The sequence below is a fragment of the Pontibacter fetidus genome (assembly GCF_010119545.1).
Taxonomy (GTDB): Bacteria; Bacteroidota; Bacteroidia; order Cytophagales; family Hymenobacteraceae; genus Pontibacter; species Pontibacter fetidus.
In genome coordinates, this window is sequence record NZ_JAAEAA010000006.1 from 119979 (window position 1) to 139422 (window position 19444).

Genomic DNA, 19444 nt, shown 5'->3' on the forward strand with positions numbered 1-19444 from the left:
ATTTAAACTATGAAGAACTTCTGTAAGCGTATACTTGTGCTGTCTATGCTGGCAATGGTTACGCCGGCATTTGCACAGCAGAACGAAGATGTAACCTATAGCAACGGTAAAATTCTGCTGCAGCAACAACGCTACGAGCAGGCTATGGCCGAGTTCCTGCCACTTACATCTCAAGGCAACACGTATGCGCCGGAAGCTTCCTATTTTTATGCGTTAGCGGCATTTAAAGCTAAAAAATACAAAGAGGCACAGGAGATGCTGCAGCAGCTGAAAATGCAGTACCCTGGCTGGTCGCAGATGGCCGATGCTACTTACCTGTTAGCAAATATCCACTTTGAGCGTGGCAATTACGACGAAGCCCTGACGCAAGTACAACAGTTAAATTCTTCTGAAATTGCCAAAGATGCAGCCGGTCTGGAGCGTTTTTACCTGCAAAAGATAAACGACCGGGCTACTTTCGAGAAACTGGTACAGCGCTACCCAAATGATGCCGTACTGGGCCAGGTTTTTGCCGACAAACTGATAGGTGGCTGGTATCGTGCAGAAGATAAAAATACCTTAGAGCGGCTTATAAACAAACATAACCTAGATAAAAACAAGTACCAGAACGCTGCGGCCCGCCGCCAGCAAGGGTTTGATGTGGCTTTACTCCTACCCTTCCAGCTGAGCCAGGATTTTGGACAGAATGCCCGCAAAAATCAATTCGTAAATGACCTGTATGCCGGTATGCAATTGGCCCAGGACTCGCTGGAAGCACAAGGCGTAAAACTGAACCTGTATACTTATGACGCAGGTGCTGATACAACTATAGTTAGCAGAATTTTAAAACTACCTGAAGTAAGACAGATGGACCTGGTAATAGGGCCGGTTTATAAAAGTGCCGCCCGCATTGCCAACCGATTTGCACGCACTACAGGTATCCCGGTTATCAACCCCTTGTCGCAGGACCTGGATGTTGCCGGCCAGAATAGTAATGTATACTTGTTTGAATCTTCTATAGCGACCCAGGCACGACAAGCTGCAACTTACGCTTACAATAGCTTCTCGCCTAAGACTGCAGTTATACTTTTCGAGAATACAAAAGACGACACCACTTTTGCTTATTTCTATAAAGAGCAATTCAAAAAACTGGGCGGAAAAATCAAGACATACAAAAAGATAAGCTCCAGTCAATCGTCGGCTACGGCTTCTACTTTTAACAAACTGGTTTTAACAGATGTTGGCCACATGGCCGTTTTCTCTGAGAAAATGACCGCTGCCGTAAACGCTACCAGCAAACTACAGGCAAGCGCTTCAAAACTACCACTTATAACTTACCACAACTGGCTGGATATAAACCAAATAACCCTAAAGCAGCTCGATAACCTGGAAGTATATTTCATCAGCCCGAAATTTATAAATACCGCTAACCCGGAAATCAGGAAATTCAGAGAACGGTATATCAGCAAGTATAACCTGACCCCATCTGTGTATGCTTATGCCGGATTCGAGATGCTATACTTTTATGGTAGCCTGTTGCAGCAATATGGACCTAACCTGGCACAAGCCTTACTTGAAACCGGGATTAAGCCGGGCGCTTTGTATCCAGCCGTTGGCTATGTAAACCGCACAAACCGTAATGAACTGCGTTCCGACAACCAGTTTGTACCGATCACAAAATTAGAGAACCTTCAACTTATGGTAGTAAACGCTGTTTACTAACTATAAATCCAAAACTTATACCCAATGAAGACAGCACCAATCAGCGAAGAACTGTTTCAGAGAGCTAAAAACTTTATACCTGGTGGCGTAAACTCCCCAGTAAGAGCCTTTAGAGCCGTAGGTGGCAATCCGCGCTTTATAAAATCAGCCAAAGGCGCATATTTATTTGACGAGGACGGCAACCGCTACATGGAATTCATCAACTCTTGGGGGCCGATGATACTGGGCCACGCTGCTGAAATTGTGCAGGAAGCCGTAATGCAGGCTATACCTAACTCCTTATCTTTTGGTGCCCCAACCCGCAAAGAGATCGAAATTGCCGAGCTGATCATCAGTATGGTGCCAAGTATAGAAAAGGTGCGCATGGTAAACTCTGGCACCGAAGCTACAATGTCGGCTATACGTGTGGCACGTGGCTATACTGGTCGTGATAAGATGATCAAATTTGAAGGCTGCTATCACGGCCACGGCGATTCTTTTCTGATTGCGGCTGGCAGTGGTGCTATTACGCTAGGTGTGCCAGATAGCCCGGGTGTAACAAAAGGCGTTGCCAACGATACGCTCACAGCTCCTTACAACAACCTGCAGGCAGTACAGACATTGGTAGATGCAAACAAAGACCAGGTAGCAGCTATCATACTGGAGCCGGTTGCCGGTAACATGGGTCTGGTATTGCCAACACAGGAATTCCTGCAAGGCCTGCGCGACCTGTGTACCAAAGAAGGCATCGTACTGATTTTTGATGAAGTAATGACCGGTTTCCGTCTGGCCCCGGGCGGTGCGCAGGAGTTATTTGGCGTTACGCCGGATATGACCACGTTGGGCAAAATTATTGGTGGTGGTATGCCTGTTGGCGCTTACGGTGGTAAAAAAGAAATTATGGATTGCGTAGCCCCAGCCGGGCCGGTTTACCAGGCAGGTACCTTATCTGGTAACCCGATTGCGATGTCTGCGGGTATGGCCATGCTGAACTATCTGAAAGATAACCCGCAGGTTTATACCCAATTGAACGAAACTACAGAGCGCATGATTTCGGGAATGCGTAACAACATGCAGCAACTTGGCCTGAACTATACGATAAACCAGGTTGGCTCTATGTTCACGATCTTCTTTACTGATCAGCCGGTTTACGATTTCGATAGCGCTAAAACTTCTGATACGGCTTTGTTTGGCCGTTATTTTAACGAGATGCTACAGCGTGGTATTTACCTCGCTCCTTCTCAGTACGAGTCGCTTTTTGTTTCTACGGTCATTACACCGGAACTGGTAGATGAATACATCAAAGCTAACTTTGAAGCGCTAAAGGCCATTCAGGGCTAAGAACTATAGTTACAACTATAAAAAAGCGGCAGTTCCTGCAAATGGGGCTGTCGCTTTTTAGTTTATACTTGGTGTATATATCGTTTATTCATTACTTTTACAATCAACTTTTTAGCGTGCATTCCTCATGATCTTAACCGATAACCAGATATTAAAAGAAATAGAAAAAGGTACTATCCTGATAGAGCCATTCAAACGTTCAAGCCTGGGCACAAACTCTTACGACGTGCATTTGGGTCGTTACCTGGCTACCTATCGCGATGAAATTCTGGATGCACGCCAACACAACGAAATTGATGTATTTGAGATACCGGAAGAAGGCATTGTACTACGCCCGGAAACGCTCTATCTGGGCGTAACCCTGGAGTATACCGAAACACATGCCCACGTACCTTTTCTGGAGGGTAAGTCGAGTGTAGGCCGTTTGGGTATAGATATACATGCGACTGCCGGTAAAGGCGATGTGGGTTTCTGCAACACCTGGACACTGGAGATTTCGGTAACGCAGCCGGTTCGTGTTTACTATGGCATGCCGATCGGGCAGCTCATTTATTTTGAAGTAAGCGGCGGTATCGAAAACTACTATAACAAGAAAGAAAACGCCAAGTATAACAATCGCACCATCACGCCCGTTGAATCCATGATGTGGAAAAACAACTGGTAACAGATCACTAATATAGTGAAATAAAAAGAGCCATTCCACGCCGGAATGGCTCTTTTGGCATAATAACTGCACTACACCTGTCAACCAGAAAACAATTGGCCATCCATAAAAATCAACTGCTAAAATGAATTTTTTTTGATGCAGATTGGTTTACAAGAAGACAACAGGGAATAAAGTAAAACAGGAAAAGACAAGCACTATGAAAAGATTATTGGTATTAACATTCGCACTTTTAGGTTTCATCTTTACAGCATCAGCTAACGGAAATGAGAAAGCTGTAACTGTAGAAAACAGAGCCAATCATCTTTCAGATCAAATGATCCGTGAGTTACGCCTTAACAACTACCAGTCAAACAAGATCAGAGAAATAAACTTGGATGTGGTAGCAAAAATGATGGCTGTTGAAGCTGAATTTAAAGGCAACCAGGAACTAATCGATCAGAAATGCAAAGCTATCTGCTCTGTTCGCGATGAGAAACTGGAGAACGTGTTAAGCACTGCACAGTACAGCAACTACTTCGGTTCTCGCAAGGTATATAGCAAATACGACAAAGAATTTGTTGCCAGCGCCGGACAGGAAATAGATAATACAAAAAGCCTGGCAGCCGCAAACACTGACGCTGTAACAGTAAACTAAAATATAACCAATCTATAAAACAAAAGGGCCGCTAACTATAGCGGCCCTTTTGTTTTATTATAGCACATACTATTGATTGTTCTTCTGGCGTTCTGCTTCTACATGATTCATCAGGTCTTCGCAAAGCGCTTTCATTTTCTGGGCCATTACGCTGTCGCTGGTAGCTGTAGCTATACTTTGCGCCATAGCACCGATAGTATCAATGTAAAAGTATTTCATCTCATCTACCGGCATGTCCTTTGTCCATAGGTCTATCTTCATGGTACCGGCTTCATCTCTGTCCCAAAGCGAAATGTTAATGGCTTTTGCAAAATGGATCTTTTCTCCGGCATCAGTTGCGCGCCAGCTAATGGCTTCCGGTATCTTCTGATCATCCAGTGCTATGCTAAAGTATATTTCTGACTTCTTCATTTTACTAATTTTTAAACTTTATAGTATCTAAATCTCGTAATATGCCTGATTACATATATTACCTACAAAGTTACGCGATGCGCCACGGAATAAAAACACTCTTTACGCTTTTTACCCTTATGCTCTTTTCCGGTTGCTCCGCTATTTTAACCAGGTCTGACAAAACATATGCGGTTGGCTTTTATAACCTCGAGAAACTATACGACAGCAAAGCCAATGCCCGCAACATGGATTATACACCTAACGGCCCCATGAAATGGACCGATGCCCGTTACCAGCAGAAACTTAAGAACATGGCACAGGCCATAGCAACTATAGGTGGTAAAGATGGCCCTGCCATACTTGGTGTAACAGAAGCTGAAAGCCACAAAGTGCTCGACGATTTGGTGCTTACTCCCCCGTTAAAGAAAAAGAAGTATAAGGTGATCCATTTTGAATCGGAAGACCCACTGGGGCTGGATGTTGCTTTACTCTATAACCCGAAGCGCTTTAAACCTACCTACCAGAAACTGGTGAAAGTGAATTACCCGCAAAAGAATTTTAAAGGCAAAGATATAGTACAGGTAAAGGGCTTGATGTCTGGGGAACCGGTAACCATTTACGTGAACCACTGGCCACCAAACTATGGCAACACCCGCCAGGGCAACCGAAACCGCCAAGCCGCAGCTAAAAAGCTACGCCAACAAATAGATGCCGAACTAAAAACCAACCCCGATGCTAACATTATAGTGATGGGAGATTTTGACGAAGAGCCAAAGTCTAAAGTATTACAGCAAACCCTGAAAGCCAACGGCAGGCCAAACCCATACTATAAAGACGAACTGTTCAATACGTTTTATATTAACTACGTGCAGGGCTTAGGCAGCTATTTTAAGCGGGGCGATTTTAAGATGCTGGATCAGGTAATGGTATCGAAAGGGATGCTGGACAGCAAAGGCCTGGAATATGTGATGGGTTCAGCTGAGATACATGACCCGGAATTTCTGAAATATACTTTTGGAAAGTATAAAAACACGCCACGCACCACTTTTTCGGGAACCACCTACATGGGTGGTTTCTCTGATCACTTCCCGGTGTTTATAAAAGTTAAAGTTGTAAAGTAAGAGAAGAGAGCAAGTATAAAATAAGTCCAAGATGCCAGCGTGCATCTTTTTTTGTGCCTTATAGGTTGCTATAAAATACAGAAGGCGGGCTTATGGGCCCGCCTTCTGCGCGTTAGGAGAAATATACTCCTTATACGTAGTTGTTCAGCATTACAGGCATTACCAGCATCAAAACATTTTCGTTTTCTTCGTTGGCAACTGGCATCAGTAATCCTGCTCTATTCGGAGTAGATAATTCAAATGCTATTTCATCAGAATCCATGTTGTTCAGCATCTCAAGCAGGAACTTGGCGTTAAAGCCAATCTCCATATCTTCGCCTTCATACTGGCAGGCTAAACGCTCATTTGCCTCATTCGAGAAATCAAGGTCTTCAGCAGACACCTGCAGCTCTGAACCAGACAATTTAAGACGGATTTGGTGGGTAGTTTTGTTTGAGTAAATAGAGATACGCTTAACAGAGCTTAGCAGCGCCTGGCGTTCAATTACCAGTTTGTTCGGGTTCTGTACAGGTATAACATTCTCATAATCCGGGTAACGCTCATCAATCAAACGGCAGATCATACGGATATTATCGAAGCTGAAGAACGCGTTTGAGTTGTTGAACTCCACACGAACTGAAGTAGCTTCCGTTGGTAATGTAGACTTTAATAAAGTGAAAGCCTTACGAGGAATGATCAGGGATGCTTCCTGGCTTGTTGCAATATCAGTACGGCGGTAGCGCAGCAAACGGTGACCGTCTGTAGCTACAAACGTAACGTTATCAGAACGCAGCTGTACAAAAATACCTGTCATGGCCGGGCGAAGCTCATCGTTGCTAACTGCAAAAATGGTCTTGTTAATGGCGCGTGAAAGCACATTAGAAGGGATCTCGATCGCGTTGCCACCTTTAACAACCGGTACACGCGGGAAATCAGTAGCATTCTCGCCAGACAGTTTGTAGCGGCCGTTTGAGGAGCTGATCTCGATGGTATACGTTTCTTCGTCGATTGTGAAAGTTACCGGCTGGTCTGGCAGGTTCTTCAGGGTATCCAGCAAAATTCTGGCAGGAGCGGCAATACGGCCATTCTCTTTCGCCTCTACCGGTAACTCCGTTATCATAGAAGTTTCCAGGTCGCTGGCTGTGATAGTAAGTGTGCTGTCGCTTATTTCGAACAAAAAGTTCTCAAGGATGGGCACTACCGGGTTGTTGGTTACTACCCCATTTATGCTGGCTAACTGCTTAAGCAGCGCAGATGAAGAAACAATAAATTTCATTCTATATCCCTATAATGTTATTTAGGCAAAGTTAAAAATAATTCGGATTTATACTAAGTATAGTTATAAAGGTTTTTGAAGTTTTACCTCGCATTTAAGCTTTATTTCAGAATTTTTCATACTTCCGCTTGCGCAAGTAATACCGCGTTACCCCAAACAATGCCAGCAGTACAATTGGTGCTAACAAGTTAAGCAATTGCCAATACGTTTTCTCTTCCTGCACACGTACTTTATCTAACGGACGAAGCTTGATTTCCTTGCTACGAACGTTAATTAATCCTTCTGAATCCAACAGGTAGTGGATGGTGTTCATGGCCAGTTCCTTGTTGGCAAACTTGATGTTGTTATACCTGTCAAAGCCGAGCTCGTAGGCTTGTCCGGTGCGCGGGTTCACATCATTCCGTATCAGGTCGCCATCCGAGAATACAGCAATTTTAGTAGGTACTCCGTCCTCTTTTATAGTTGTAGCAGTTATACCTTCCGGAACACGTCGGTTACGGAACAGTGATGTAAAAGTACCTTCCAGCAAATAACCTACGGCCTGCTCGCCTGCCTGGTATTGTTCCGGGTTAACTTCCATACGAGCTTCTTCCAGCGTCAGCGGAACGGGTGCCTGCATGATGCGCGAATAACGCGAAGTATAAACCAAGGGTGTTTTGCGAACACCAGACGCTTTTACGGTATCTATCGTTCCGATGAATTTGCTATAAACGGCATCCAGGTTCCGGGTAATCGGGTGCTTGCTATACTTGTTCAGTAACGGGAAAAAGCGCCAGTTAAGCATTTCGGTCTGTGGTTTGCCGCCGGTGTAGCCTGTTACCAAAGGTATAAACCCGGAATTCAGGTCCATGATCAGGGTCGGGTTAAAGCGCACGCCGTACTTGAAGAACAGGTCGTCCAGGTTATGGTTATACGGCATGGCAAAGGTGCCACCGGTTCCCAGGCTATCGAGACTGGCATTCAGGGCATCCACAAAAAACACTGCTTTGCCACCATTCATAATAAACTGGTCAATCTTAAATTTGTCCGCTTCACTATAAGCAGTTGTTGGTTTCGCAACTATGATCAGATCCAACCCTTGTAAAGACGGAATCTGATCTAAATCCCCTAAAGCAACGCGATAATATTCCTGTAGCGAGCCAAGCAGGTCTGTTGCCTGTTGTTGCGGCAACTCGCCCTGCCCTGTTATGTACCCGATAATCTTATTTCCCTGGAAAGCTACTTTGCGCACGGCGGTGGCCAGTTCGTACTCCACTCCTTCCACCGACTGGTTCAGGCGCTCATCGGGCGAGGCTGCCAGGTTACCTTTCAGAAAATTAACACCTGATTCTTTGCCCTTATACTTTACCACAGCTCCCGGAAAAACAAGACGTTCTACCTGTTTGCCTTCTTCGGTCGCTTTCAGGTTGGTTGGCTGTATGCCTTTTTGCGCCAACTGCTGCATATACTCAGCTCGCTTCTTTTCATCCGTTATAGAGTTGGGGTCAAAGAAAGTATAGCGCACATTGCCATCGGCATAAATCCGGAACTCATCCAGCGTCTCTCTTACAGATTGCTGCAAGCGTTTAAAACCAGCCGGAAAATCCCCTTCCAGGTATACCTCCACCACCACCTGGTCCTGCAAATTACCCAGCATCTGCTCTGTTACCGGCGATATGGAATAACGTTTGTCCTCGGTCAGATCTATCCTGAAAAAGTAATTGTAAACCAGTATATTAAGAACCACCAATACAACTATAGCTATAAGGTAGCGGGTAAGGTCGCGGCGGCGGTTAGTAGTTGGTTTTATCGTCTCCTGCGTTACCATTTTCTGCTGCTTAAAACAAGTTTAGTAGATAGGATCATGATGGCAATAACTGTTAAAAAGTAGAGCACATCGCGGGAGTCGATCAGGCCTTTACTGATGGCATCGTAGTGGTAGGAAATGCCCAGTTGGCTGATAAAATAACTATAGCTTGCCAGCGCCGGAATAGATGCCAGCAGGTCGAAGCCGGTATAGATGATGTAGCAAAGGAACAAGGCAACTATAAACGAAATGATCTGGTTGCTGGAGATGGAAGAAGCAAATACGCCAATGGCACAGAACACACCCGCGAGAAAGACAAGCCCCAGGTACGAGCCTACCACTGCGGCAGAATCGACGTTACCGGCCGGGTTACCCAACTCATAAACGGTATAATAATAAAGCAACGTTGGCAGCAAAGCAAATAGTACCAGTAGTAGCGCAGCGAAGTATTTCCCTAGTATAAGCTGCAGATCTGTAATGGGTTTGGTCAGGAGCAGTTCAATTGTTCCTTCACGTTTCTCTTCGGCAAAAGTACGCATGGTGATGGCCGGAATCAGGAAAAGAAACAGCCACGGTGCCATCGAGAAAAGTGTCTGCATATCGGCAAAGCCATAGGTCAGTACGCTGCTCTCCGGAAACACCCACATGAACATACCAGTAGCTACCAAAAACACCGTGATCACCATATAAGCGATCAGCGAGTTCAGGAAGCCGTTAAATTCTTTTTTAAGTATAGCGAGCATCATTTTAATTAGTAATGACGAATGATTAATGAATAATTTTCAGCAAAGTATTACTCATTAATCATTACTAATTATTCATTTTTTGTCAGTTGTTGGAATATCTGTTCGAGTGAGTTTTCTTCCTGACGTAACCCAACCAATGGCCAGTTTTGCTCTGCCGCAATCCGGAAAACCGATGCGCGAATATCAGCATCCTGGCGGGATGTTACGCGGTAGGTATTGTTTTGTACAGGCTCTACGTTTTCTACGCCAGCTATAGTTTGTAGCAACTCAATAGCTATAGGCTGTTCAAACTCTACTAATGTTACCTTGGCTCTTGCGTTACCAGCCTGCAGGCTTGCTACATCGCTGTTTGCTACCAGTTTGCCCCGGTTTATGATCACCACACGGTCGCAGATGGCCGTGACCTCCTGCATAATATGTGTCGAGAAAATAACTGTCTTGTCCTGCCCAATGCGTTTGATAAGCGAACGGATCTCTACGATCTGATTAGGGTCGAGGCCAGTGGTAGGTTCATCCAGGATAAGTACCTGCGGGTCGTGAACCAGCGCCTGCGCCAGGCCAACCCGCTGCCGGTATCCTTTTGATAAAGCGCCTATTTTTTTACCTTGCTCTAATGTTAAACCGCATAGTTCTACCATTTCCTGCACGCGCGCTTTTGCCAGTTTCCCTTTCAGGCCATAGATAGAAGCTACAAACTCCAGGTATTCGTGCACATACATGTCCAGGTACAGGGGGTTATGCTCTGGCAAATAGCCAACCATGCGTCGGACGGCAATCGGGTCCTGTACTACGTCATGGCCGTTTACAACTATAGTTCCGGAAGTTGGTGGCAGGTAACAGGTCGCAATCTTCATGGTAGTAGATTTGCCGGCACCATTTGGCCCCAGGAAACCCAGTATCTGCCCCTGCTCGACAGTAAACGAAATATCATCTACGGCGCGCTGCGACCCGAAAATCTTGGTAAGGTTCTTTACTTCTACAGACAAGGTGTTTAGTTAATAATGACGAATTAGTAATGACTAATTATTTTTTGACAATTCTGTGATCTGACTTAATTCTGTAAATCTTACTTCAAAATTACTAAAATCCTGCTTATCCTTTAATCTTAAAAATTTACTTCTGCTTTTGTATTCTGCCTTTAGGCATCAGCGGGCGGACTTCAATATCTACGTGGTGGTAGTTTGGATGAGACTCCAGGGCATGAACTATAGTTGAGGCTATGTCTTCGGGGCGCATCATGTTCTCTTTGGCAGTTATGTTCTCGAAGTTATCGAAGAAGTTGGTGTTAACAGAGCCCGGGTAAATGCAGGTAACCTTAATGCCATAGTTACGCACTTCTTTATACAATGCCTGCGAAATGCCACGTACTGCAAACTTACTGCCACAGTAACCCGACATTTCTTCGATACCGGTTGTGCCTGCTATGGATGAAATATTGATGATATGGCCTTCGCCCTGTTCTTTCATTTCAGGCAGTACCAGGCGTGTGCAGTAAAAAACTCCGTTCACGTTGGTTTCAAACATGGTGTGCCAGTCATCTATACTTATCTCTTCCAGCTTACCCCCTATTCCCAGTCCTGCATTATTTACCAGTACGGCAACATGTACACCCAGTCGGCTTATAGTTTGATCGAACGCATGCTGTACCGATTCCGGGTAACGCACATCGCATTCAAAAAAGTGAAAATTATCGTTTTGCAGTTCAGGGGATGTTCTGCCCCAGCCGGCAACTATAGCACCTTTTTCTAGAAGTGCCTCTACGGTTGCTAACCCAATGCCTTTACTAACGCCGGTTACTACCGCAATTTTACCTCGTAATTCCATAGTTTTATTAGTTGATGGTTGTATTGTTGAATAGTTAAATTGTTAAATGGTTAATGGCAGAAGGTTAAATGGTTGTATGGTTGGTTCTACTGGAATTAAGACGAAAATATTGCGCCGCTACTATTCTCAAACTCCCAAACTCCTAAACTAAGTTACCTTTCTAACCTTCTAACTTCCAAACTTTCTAACTCTAAATGTCTCCCAACTGCGGTCTGATCAGTATTTCTTCTACCACACTGTTTTCCGACATGCAGTAGGCTCCCCAGATTGCCTTAGCTACGTCTTCTGATTTCATAAAGCGTTCCGGTGGCAGGTCTACTCCTTCCCAGCTGGCCGTTAGCGTGGCCCCCGGAAGTATAGCCGTTACTTTTACGTTGTGTTCTTTGGTTTCTTCGCGCAGCACTTTGGTCATGCCATACAAAGCGAATTTAGAAATGCAGTAAGAGCCACCATTTGTATAAGGCGTAATACTGGCTGTAGAGCACATGTTAAAAATATGTCCGGTGCGGCGCTTTATCATATCCATTACAAACGCTTTCGTAATATAATAGGCGCTATACAGGTTGGTGTTGATCATAAATGGCAGCGCTTTATCATCCTCTTCGGTAACCTTGCCCGGTATAAAAAGGCCGCTGTTGTTCACCAGCACATCTACCTGCACCTTAAGCCCCTGTACATATTTTATAAATGCAGTAACCGATTTTTGGTCGCTTAGGTCAGCTTGCTGGTAAAACACTTTAGAGAAAGTATAGGCCTGTTCTATCTCTAACTTCAACTTTTGTAAGTCATTTTCGTTTCGGGAGCAAGTGATGATGTGGAACCCTTCTTTTGCAAAAAGTTCTACTACCGCTCTTCCAATACCTTTCGTGCCGCCTGTAACTAAAATGTATCGTTGCATGTGGTATATGTCAAATTTTATATGTTTACTGAATTAAACCGTAAGATAGGGATTAAAAGGCTATTTTTGGCCTAAACTTATCTAAACCCAAACGTTAAAAGAGATTAACCACCCCTATGCTGTACCATTTCGGAAAATATCTTTTATTCATGAGTACGCTGGTAGTGCGGGGCGAATCGCCGCGCATTCTCATTAACAGAACAATAGATGAAGCCATACTAATAGGTATAAATTCCATTATGATTGTGGCTATAGTATCTACGTTTATTGGTGCTGTTACGTGCGTGCAGGTATCTTATAACCTTACCAGTGCGCTCATCCCCCGCTCAACTATAGGTTTTATGGTACGCGAAATGACCATACTGGAGCTGGCACCAACTATAACTTCCATCGTACTGGCCGGCAAGGTAGGCTCCAGTATAGCCGGCGGGCTTGGCACCATGCAGATAACCGAGCAGGTAGATGCACTGGAAGTGATGGGTATAAATTCGGCCAGTTACCTGGTGCTCCCTAAAATACTGGCTTCGCTGCTGGTTTTCCCGATGCTGGTTACGCTGGCCATGTTTTTGTCGATAGCAGGCGGTTATGTGGCAGGCACGTTAACGGGGGCACTTACCGCGCAGGAGTATATCACCGGTATCCGTGATGCTTTTATTCCTTATAACATTGTATTCGCCCTTATTAAATCTGTCGTTTTTGCATTCCTGATTTCTTCCCTGTCCTCTTTCAGAGGATACAATACCGCAGGCGGTGCTCTTGAAGTAGGAGCTGCCAGTACAACCGCTGTAACCAACAGTGTTATAGCCGTACTGATAGCGGATTACGTTTGCGCCGAACTGCTTCTATAGTCAGACTCATCATGATAGAAATACATAACATACATAAAACCTTCGGCGATAAAAAGGTGCTGGATGGGGTAAGCGGTGTTTTTGAGACAGGTAAAACCAACCTGCTGCTCGGCGCCAGCGGTACCGGTAAAAGCGTGTTGCTAAAATGTATCGTAGGCCTCGTAAAACCCGACATTGGCAGCGTTACTTTTGATGGTACCTACTTTACTAACAACAAGCTGGACATACGCCAGGAAATACGCCGCAAAATAGGCATGTTGTTCCAAAGCTCTGCCCTCTTCGACTCCATGAACGTGCAGGAAAACGTGGAATTCCCCTTAAAAATGCTTACACCAGACATGAGTAAAAGCGAACGCATGGATCGCGTAAACTTCTGCCTGAAACGTGTGGGCCTAGAAGGTTCGAACAAAAAAATGCCATCGGAACTGAGCGGTGGTATGAAGAAACGTGTCGGTATAGCCCGTGCCATTGCCCCAAACTGTACCTACCTGTTCTGCGACGAACCTAACTCCGGCCTCGACCCGCTGACAGCCCTGAAAATAGATGAGCTTATCAAAGAAATTACGGAGGAATACAACATCACTACCATCATCGTAACCCACGACATGAACTCTGTAATCGAGATCGGTGATAAGATCATGTTCCTGTACGAAGGCAAAAAGCTTTGGGAAGGCACCCGCGACGAGATTATGGATACCGACATCAGGGAACTGAACGAGTTTATATTTGCTAACCGCCTGATGCGCGACGCCAAAAAAGTGGAAGAAGAGGAGCGCGAAGAACACCAGGAAAACCGCGAATCTAAGTAAGGTTAGTTTATATTTTATAGCTGGCTATAGTTCAGTTTTTGTTTAGCCGTCAGGAGAAATCCTGGTTCTATAGTTTGCAAGACCTAGCAGCGTGCGTAGCTCCTGCTAGCGTCTGATGCTATAGTTGATCAATTGTCATTTTGAGCATAGCCGAGGGATCTTATGTGTCCTATAGTTAGAGTTTATAATTAATTGAACTAAGTTATCTTTTCAAACTACTTTTATTCCTGGGAGCTTTAGTCACCTATCGTTTCAACTATACTTTGGTGCCCTCACGGCCGGGAGGCCCCGTCTTCGGGCATCGCGCGGTGTACATTTCTTTTTCTCGTTCCTCGAAATGCCTTACGGCACCAGAAATCTACAAGGCGCTCAACCCAAAGACTGTGATCTTTCTGCAATTAACCTGTAGCTATAGTTTGAACCTATAAGCTTCGACCTTTATCATGGTGGTATTTCCGTAGGGACAGGTCGCGACCTGTCCGTGCTATGCCAGTAACTATAGAACTATAAAGTCAGCTATAGCAAAGGCAGAAAAGTCCCCCTTTGAAGGGGGCAGGGGGATGACCAGCAGCAACTATAAAACTAGAGCCCACAACTATAGCAAAGGCCAAAACTCCCTCCCCTGTTTTGGGGGTAGGGGCCCTCTTTAAAAGGAGAGGGCCAGGGTGAGGTATAAAAGAGTTATAACCCAACAAGGCCTTCCGATGTTAACGGAAGGCCTTGTTATTTTATTTAAACTATAGTTTAGATCGAGTAAAGCATACCAGCTACAGTAGCTGACATCATACAGGCAATAGAAGCACCTAACAAGGCAAGGAAACCTAAACGCGAGTGTTACCCTGCTGGTTTGGCGCCATACCACCTATACCTCCTACCTGTATCGCAATAGAGCTGAAGTTAGAGAACCCACACAACGCATACGTAGCCATAATAACAGACTTGGTAGAAAGTGTTCCTTCAGCTTTCATGTTGGCGAGGTCCAGGTAAGCAACGAACTCGTTGATGGCTGTTTTCTGACCTAATAAGCTACCAACCTGCAGTGTATCAACCCACGGCACACCCATAATAAAGGCGAATACCCGGAAGATCTGCCCCAGGATATACTGGAACGAGAAACCATCAAACTGACCATTTGTGCTGGCAACTACAAGTTCATTAAGACCTGTAACGGCACCAAGTTTCATCAGGGCATAGTTAAGCAGCGCAATTACAGCAATAAAGGCAAGCAACATACCGCCTACGTTGGCAGCAAGTCTTAAACCATCGGCAGCACCTCTCGATACAGCATCAATAATGTTGGCACCAATCTGTTCCGGGTTAACCTCCAACCTGGTGTTGATCTTGTCTCCTTCCGTTTCCGGAACCAGCATTTTAGAAAGCACAATACCGGCTGGTGCGTTCATGATAGAAGCTGTTAGTAAGTGTGCTGCAAATATGGCCTGTTGTGCCGGGTCGTCGCCGCCCAGAAACGAAACATAAGCAGCCAGTACACCACCGGCCAGTGTAGCCATACCGCCTGTCATCAAACACATCAGCTCTGAGCGCGTCATGTGCGAAATAAACGGACGAACCAGCAATGGCGCTTCGGTCTGGCCCATAAAGATGTTACCTGCTGCTGATAAACTTTCGGCACCGGATAAACGCATACCTTTCGACATAACCCAGGCTATACCATACACAATCTTCTGCAACACGCCCAGATAGTATAAACCTGACGAAACAGCCGAGAAGAAAATGATAGTTGGAAGTACGTTAAAAGCAAAGATGAAACCTAAACCGGCGTTCTGCGACGGATCGGCCAGGTTACCGAACAGGAAGCGGGCACCTTCGTTTGAGAAGCCTAAAAGTTTAACAAATGCCCGGCTCACGAAAGCAAAACCATCGGCTACTAACGGAACCTTAGTTACCAGTACCCCGAACAATAACTGAAGGAAAACACCGTAGATTACGATTCTCCAGTTGATGGACTTTCTGCTCGTAGAGAACAAAAAACCAATAGATAACAGGACAAGAAGACCTATTAAACCTCTAAAAATATCAAACATAAGATGGCTAAAAATTTGTCAAAAGTAAACCATAAATGTCATAAAACAAAAAGTCCTGCACCTATTAAATGCAGGACTTTTGATGTTATATTATAGTTGTCTTAATTGCGCTTATTCAGCTCATCCCGAATCTTGGCAGCTTTCTCGTAATCCTCTTTTTCAAGAGCATCGTTCAGCATTTTGTTCAGGTCATCAACCGAGGTTTCATTCAGGGGCTCTTTAGACGAACTGCTTACCGTGCTTGCACTTTTTACGGTAGCAGCTGCCTCTTCGCTTTCCTCCTCCTCTTCTTCCAGGTCGCTGAGTATAATACCGGCTTCAGATAGCACACTTTCTACCGTATAGATCGGCACACCAAAACGTAAACCTATAGCTATGGCATCTGACGGACGTGCATCCAGTTCAAATTCCTTATCGCCGTCGGTACACATGATCTTCGAGTAGAAAACCCCTTCTTTAAGGTCCGAAATCAAAACTTCGGTAATACTGACATTAACCTGTTCCGCAAACGACTTGAACAGGTCGTGGGTAAGCGGGCGGTTAGGGTTTATCTTTTCGATCTGAATCGCGATTGACTGTGCTTCGAACATACCGATAATGATCGGCAGCCTTCTGTTACCATCTCTCTCACCGAGCACAAGCGCAAACGAACCCGTCTGCGACTGGCTGGAAGAAAGTCCGAGTATCTCTAATTGAATTTTTTTCACAATTAAGCCTTCTTAGTCTATTTGTCAAGGCCTCTGGCGGCCTCTATTAATTTAGGAACTACGTCAAAAGCGTCTCCAACGATGCCATAATCAGCAGCTTTAAAGAACGGAGCTTCCGGATCCTTGTTAATAACGACAATAACTTTAGAAGAGTTAACACCAGCCAAATGCTGAATAGCACCAGAAATACCGATAGCAATGTACAGGTTAGGGCTCACAGCGATACCTGTCTGGCCAACGTGCTCGTGGTGAGGTCTCCAGTCAAGGTCAGCTACCGGCTTAGAGCAGGCTGTTGCAGCACCAAGTGCTTTCGCCAGATCCTCTACTAAATGCCAGTTCTCAGGGCCTTTCAGACCACGACCACCAGATACTACAATCTCAGCTTCAGTAAGCAATACACCACCGCTGGTATCCTGCATAATGGTTTCTTTCGGAGCAGCTGCAAAGTCAGCATCAGTCAGGTCAGCAGAGAATTTCTCTACGGTTGCCGGGCCGCTACCAGCATTTGCAATCTCAAGCGCATTTTTCTTAACAGCGATGATCTTCACATCAGAAGTAAGATTTACTTCGGCAAATGCTTTACCGGAGAATACGCTGCGTGTAACTATAAAGCCACCATCTGTTTTTGGCAGCGTAGTTACGTTGGTTGCCAGCGAGCCATTTAAGCGCACCGCCAGCTTAGCACCCACGGCCGCACCAATGTTTGAGTTAGAGAACACTAATACTTTTGCGTTTTCCTGCTGGGCAGCTTTTGCAATTACTTTTACATAGGCATCGGCCACAAAATTGTTCAGGCGGCTGTCAGCATCATATAATACTTTGCTGATACCCTGTTCGCCTAATTTTGCCAGTGCCTCTTCGTGCACCTCGCCTATAGCTACTGCGGTAGCTGAAGTGCCAAGTTGCTGTGCTACCTGGTAGCCGTAAGTGGCTGCCTCTAACGAAGATTTCTTGATCTCTCCGTTAAATCCTTCTACAAATACTAATACAGACATGGTTATAGTACTTTAGCTTCGTTTCTTAATAATGTAATCAATTCACCGGCATTTTCAGCGTCGATCATTTTCACGCCGCCTTTTTTCTCCGGCTTGCTGAAACTCACGTAATCAGCTTTCGTTTCGCCGGCTACCGGCTCCACTACCTGTAATGGCTTGGTGCGGGCCGTCATGATGCCGCGCATGTTCGGGATGCGGGGCTCCGACATTGGCTGCTGCGCGCTGGCTACAAATGGCAGTTTCACTTCTACCACTTCTTTACCACCTTCAATTTCGCGCTCCAGTCGTGCTGTGCTGTCATCTATAAGGTCAAGTTTAGATGCAGGAACTATAGATGGGATGCCCAGCATTTCGCCTACCATGTTGTGCACCTGCGAGCCGTTGTAGTCAATAGACTCTTTGCCCATCAGGATCATGTCGTAGTTGTTCTGCTTGGCGATAGCCGCGATCTGCTGCGCTACAAAAAAAGCATCCTTCGGATCAGCATTTACACGGATCGCGTCGTCGGCGCCAATGGCCAGGGCTTTACGGATGTTTGGTTCAGCATCTGCTTCACCTACGTTTAGTACCGTAACAGTTCCGCCTTTTGCTTCTTTCAACTCAATAGCGCGGGTAAGTGCGTATTCATCCCATGGGTTGATCACGAACTGTACACCATTCTTATCAAACGACTTGTTATCGCCTGTAAAGTTGATTTTGGATGTGGTATCCGGAACGTTACTGATGCAAACTAATATTTTCATATGATAAAATAGTTAGCTTATTAAAAGTTAAATTTGTTGCGAAGTTAGTAAAATATAGCCAAATCGAAATGTCACAAGATAGAATAACACAGCTTCATAAATTCCTGGAAGAAGACCCGAATGATCCCTTCACGATCTATGCCCTTGCTATGGAATACAGGGCTACAGATAAGGATAAAGCATTAAGTTACTACACACAACTCCTCTCTGAGCATGAGCGCTACGTGGGTACGTACTACCACGCAGCTAAGCTGTACGAAGAGTTGGAACAAAACGACGAAGCAGAACGCATCTATAAAAAAGGAATGCTCATCAGCAGGCAGGAAGGAAACCTGCACGCCTTCTCAGAATTGCAGCAGGCGTACAACAAGCTGATGGGCCTTGATTATGAAGATGACTAAGCTGCCGGCTGCATGAACCAAAAATAGTATGCATGCAGCATATTTCCAAACAAAATATTGTCTGAATCAGGATTTGCAGGATTAAGGGATTTTCAGGATGGAGATTATAGTATGGGCTGATAAAAAGTTAGACTTAGGATGATTTTAGTTTACTGTTGTAGATCTTTTTGTATTGGAGACTTATAGCACCAAAGTTTATGAGAAGACCACTGGGTAAGTTGTAGGCTACTACATAGTTTTTAGCTTGTGATATGTGAACATCTTCTAAGTCTGTCAAAGCTTTAAGCTCTACAACAATATTATTTTCAACTATAAAATCTGCCCTGCGGCTCCCAACTTCAATGCCATTGTAGAATATCGTCTGCTCTATCTCCCGTTCATACCCTAAACCTGCAAGACCTAATTCTATAGCCAAGCATCGTTGATAGATAACTTCCTGGAAACCATTACCCAAGATACGGTGCACTTTCATGGCACAAGCAATTATTTTAAAAGTTATTTCATCTGACTGCATCCATTCCAATACGAGCTTATACTATTGAGTTAATGCT

At 44.9% G+C, this 19444-nt stretch carries 19 protein-coding genes and 1 pseudogene; 8 read left to right on the plus strand and 12 right to left on the minus strand.

The annotated features are described in order from the left end of the window. Nucleotides 1-9 precede the first annotated feature (9 nt). The 4 genes from GWO68_RS06330 to GWO68_RS06345 all read left to right on the plus strand — a co-directional run bounded on the left by GWO68_RS06330 (nucleotide 10) and on the right by GWO68_RS06345 (nucleotide 4322). Nucleotides 10-1701, plus strand: a complete 1692-nt coding sequence (locus GWO68_RS06330) for an ABC transporter substrate-binding protein (protein ID WP_235941968.1) — start codon at nucleotides 10-12, stop codon at nucleotides 1699-1701. Nucleotides 1702-1725: 24 nt separating this feature from the next. Beyond that, nucleotides 1726-3021: a glutamate-1-semialdehyde 2,1-aminomutase gene (gene hemL, locus GWO68_RS06335; RefSeq protein WP_162345580.1), complete on the plus strand. Its 1296-nt coding sequence runs from the start codon at nucleotides 1726-1728 to the stop codon at nucleotides 3019-3021. Nucleotides 3022-3148: 127 nt separating this feature from the next. Then, nucleotides 3149-3685, plus strand: a complete 537-nt coding sequence (dcd, locus tag GWO68_RS06340; protein ID WP_162345581.1) for a dCTP deaminase — start codon at nucleotides 3149-3151, stop codon at nucleotides 3683-3685. Nucleotides 3686-3884: 199 nt separating this feature from the next. Further along, on the plus strand, nucleotides 3885-4322 hold the full coding sequence (locus tag GWO68_RS06345; RefSeq protein ID WP_162345582.1) for a hypothetical protein: 438 nt from the start codon (nucleotides 3885-3887) through the stop codon (nucleotides 4320-4322). Between the two features lie 69 nt (nucleotides 4323-4391). Here the strand turns inward: GWO68_RS06345 and gldC are convergent, their stop codons facing one another. Continuing rightward, nucleotides 4392-4733, minus strand: coding sequence for a gliding motility protein GldC (gene gldC, locus GWO68_RS06350; RefSeq protein WP_162345583.1), 342 nt, complete (start codon nucleotides 4731-4733; stop codon nucleotides 4392-4394). A 41-nt stretch (nucleotides 4734-4774) separates the two neighbouring features. Here gldC and GWO68_RS06355 point away from each other — a divergent pair, with 41 nt between their 5' ends. Further along, nucleotides 4775-5836: an endonuclease/exonuclease/phosphatase family protein gene (locus GWO68_RS06355; RefSeq protein WP_162345584.1), complete on the plus strand. Its 1062-nt coding sequence runs from the start codon at nucleotides 4775-4777 to the stop codon at nucleotides 5834-5836. Nucleotides 5837-5966: 130 nt separating this feature from the next. Here the strand turns inward: GWO68_RS06355 and dnaN are convergent, their stop codons facing one another. The 6 genes from dnaN to GWO68_RS06385 form a co-directional block, all read right to left on the minus strand. Continuing rightward, nucleotides 5967-7091: a DNA polymerase III subunit beta gene (dnaN, locus tag GWO68_RS06360; protein ID WP_162345585.1), complete on the minus strand. Its 1125-nt coding sequence runs from the start codon at nucleotides 7089-7091 to the stop codon at nucleotides 5967-5969. Between the two features lie 106 nt (nucleotides 7092-7197). Further along, nucleotides 7198-8898, minus strand: a complete 1701-nt coding sequence (gldG, locus tag GWO68_RS06365; RefSeq protein WP_162345586.1) for a gliding motility-associated ABC transporter substrate-binding protein GldG — start codon at nucleotides 8896-8898, stop codon at nucleotides 7198-7200. Then, nucleotides 8892-9620 carry a gliding motility-associated ABC transporter permease subunit GldF gene (gldF, locus tag GWO68_RS06370; protein ID WP_162345666.1) on the minus strand — a complete coding sequence of 243 codons (729 nt, stop codon included), beginning with the start codon at nucleotides 9618-9620 and terminating at the stop codon, nucleotides 8892-8894. The genes gldG and gldF overlap by 7 nt, the downstream gene beginning before the upstream one ends. A gap of 71 nt (nucleotides 9621-9691) precedes the next feature. After that, nucleotides 9692-10609 carry a gliding motility-associated ABC transporter ATP-binding subunit GldA gene (gene gldA / locus GWO68_RS06375; RefSeq protein ID WP_162345587.1) on the minus strand — a complete coding sequence of 306 codons (918 nt, stop codon included), beginning with the start codon at nucleotides 10607-10609 and terminating at the stop codon, nucleotides 9692-9694. A gap of 127 nt (nucleotides 10610-10736) precedes the next feature. Beyond that, nucleotides 10737-11447 carry an SDR family oxidoreductase gene (locus GWO68_RS06380; RefSeq protein ID WP_162345588.1) on the minus strand — a complete coding sequence of 237 codons (711 nt, stop codon included), beginning with the start codon at nucleotides 11445-11447 and terminating at the stop codon, nucleotides 10737-10739. Nucleotides 11448-11637: 190 nt separating this feature from the next. Continuing rightward, nucleotides 11638-12345, minus strand: a complete 708-nt coding sequence (locus GWO68_RS06385) for an SDR family oxidoreductase (RefSeq protein ID WP_162345589.1) — start codon at nucleotides 12343-12345, stop codon at nucleotides 11638-11640. Nucleotides 12346-12461: 116 nt separating this feature from the next. Between GWO68_RS06385 and GWO68_RS06390 the strand changes: the two genes are divergently transcribed. Both GWO68_RS06390 and GWO68_RS06395 read left to right on the plus strand, forming a co-directional pair. Beyond that, nucleotides 12462-13193, plus strand: coding sequence for an MlaE family ABC transporter permease (locus GWO68_RS06390; RefSeq protein ID WP_202923688.1), 732 nt, complete (start codon nucleotides 12462-12464; stop codon nucleotides 13191-13193). Between the two features lie 11 nt (nucleotides 13194-13204). Then, complete coding sequence (locus GWO68_RS06395) at nucleotides 13205-14002, plus strand: ABC transporter ATP-binding protein (protein WP_162345590.1); 798 nt, start codon at nucleotides 13205-13207, stop codon at nucleotides 14000-14002. Between the two features lie 744 nt (nucleotides 14003-14746). Here the strand turns inward: GWO68_RS06395 and GWO68_RS06400 are convergent. The 4 genes and pseudogenes from GWO68_RS06400 to GWO68_RS06415 all read right to left on the minus strand — a co-directional run bounded on the left by GWO68_RS06400 (nucleotide 14747) and on the right by GWO68_RS06415 (nucleotide 18492). Further along, nucleotides 14747-16047, minus strand: a pseudogene (locus GWO68_RS06400) (NupC/NupG family nucleoside CNT transporter). Nucleotides 16048-16148: 101 nt separating this feature from the next. Next, complete coding sequence (locus tag GWO68_RS06405) at nucleotides 16149-16754, minus strand: bifunctional nuclease family protein (protein ID WP_162345591.1); 606 nt, start codon at nucleotides 16752-16754, stop codon at nucleotides 16149-16151. Between the two features lie 17 nt (nucleotides 16755-16771). Then, nucleotides 16772-17749, minus strand: coding sequence for an electron transfer flavoprotein subunit alpha/FixB family protein (locus tag GWO68_RS06410; protein ID WP_162345592.1), 978 nt, complete (start codon nucleotides 17747-17749; stop codon nucleotides 16772-16774). Between the two features lie 2 nt (nucleotides 17750-17751). After that, nucleotides 17752-18492: an electron transfer flavoprotein subunit beta/FixA family protein gene (locus tag GWO68_RS06415; protein WP_162345593.1), complete on the minus strand. Its 741-nt coding sequence runs from the start codon at nucleotides 18490-18492 to the stop codon at nucleotides 17752-17754. A 68-nt stretch (nucleotides 18493-18560) separates the two neighbouring features. Between GWO68_RS06415 and GWO68_RS06420 the strand changes: the two genes are divergently transcribed. Continuing rightward, nucleotides 18561-18893 carry a tetratricopeptide repeat protein gene (locus GWO68_RS06420; protein WP_162345594.1) on the plus strand — a complete coding sequence of 111 codons (333 nt, stop codon included), beginning with the start codon at nucleotides 18561-18563 and terminating at the stop codon, nucleotides 18891-18893. A gap of 133 nt (nucleotides 18894-19026) precedes the next feature. Here the strand turns inward: GWO68_RS06420 and GWO68_RS06425 are convergent, their stop codons facing one another. Beyond that, nucleotides 19027-19407, minus strand: a complete 381-nt coding sequence (locus tag GWO68_RS06425; RefSeq protein WP_162345668.1) for a GxxExxY protein — start codon at nucleotides 19405-19407, stop codon at nucleotides 19027-19029. Between the last annotated feature and the right edge of the window lie 37 nt (nucleotides 19408-19444).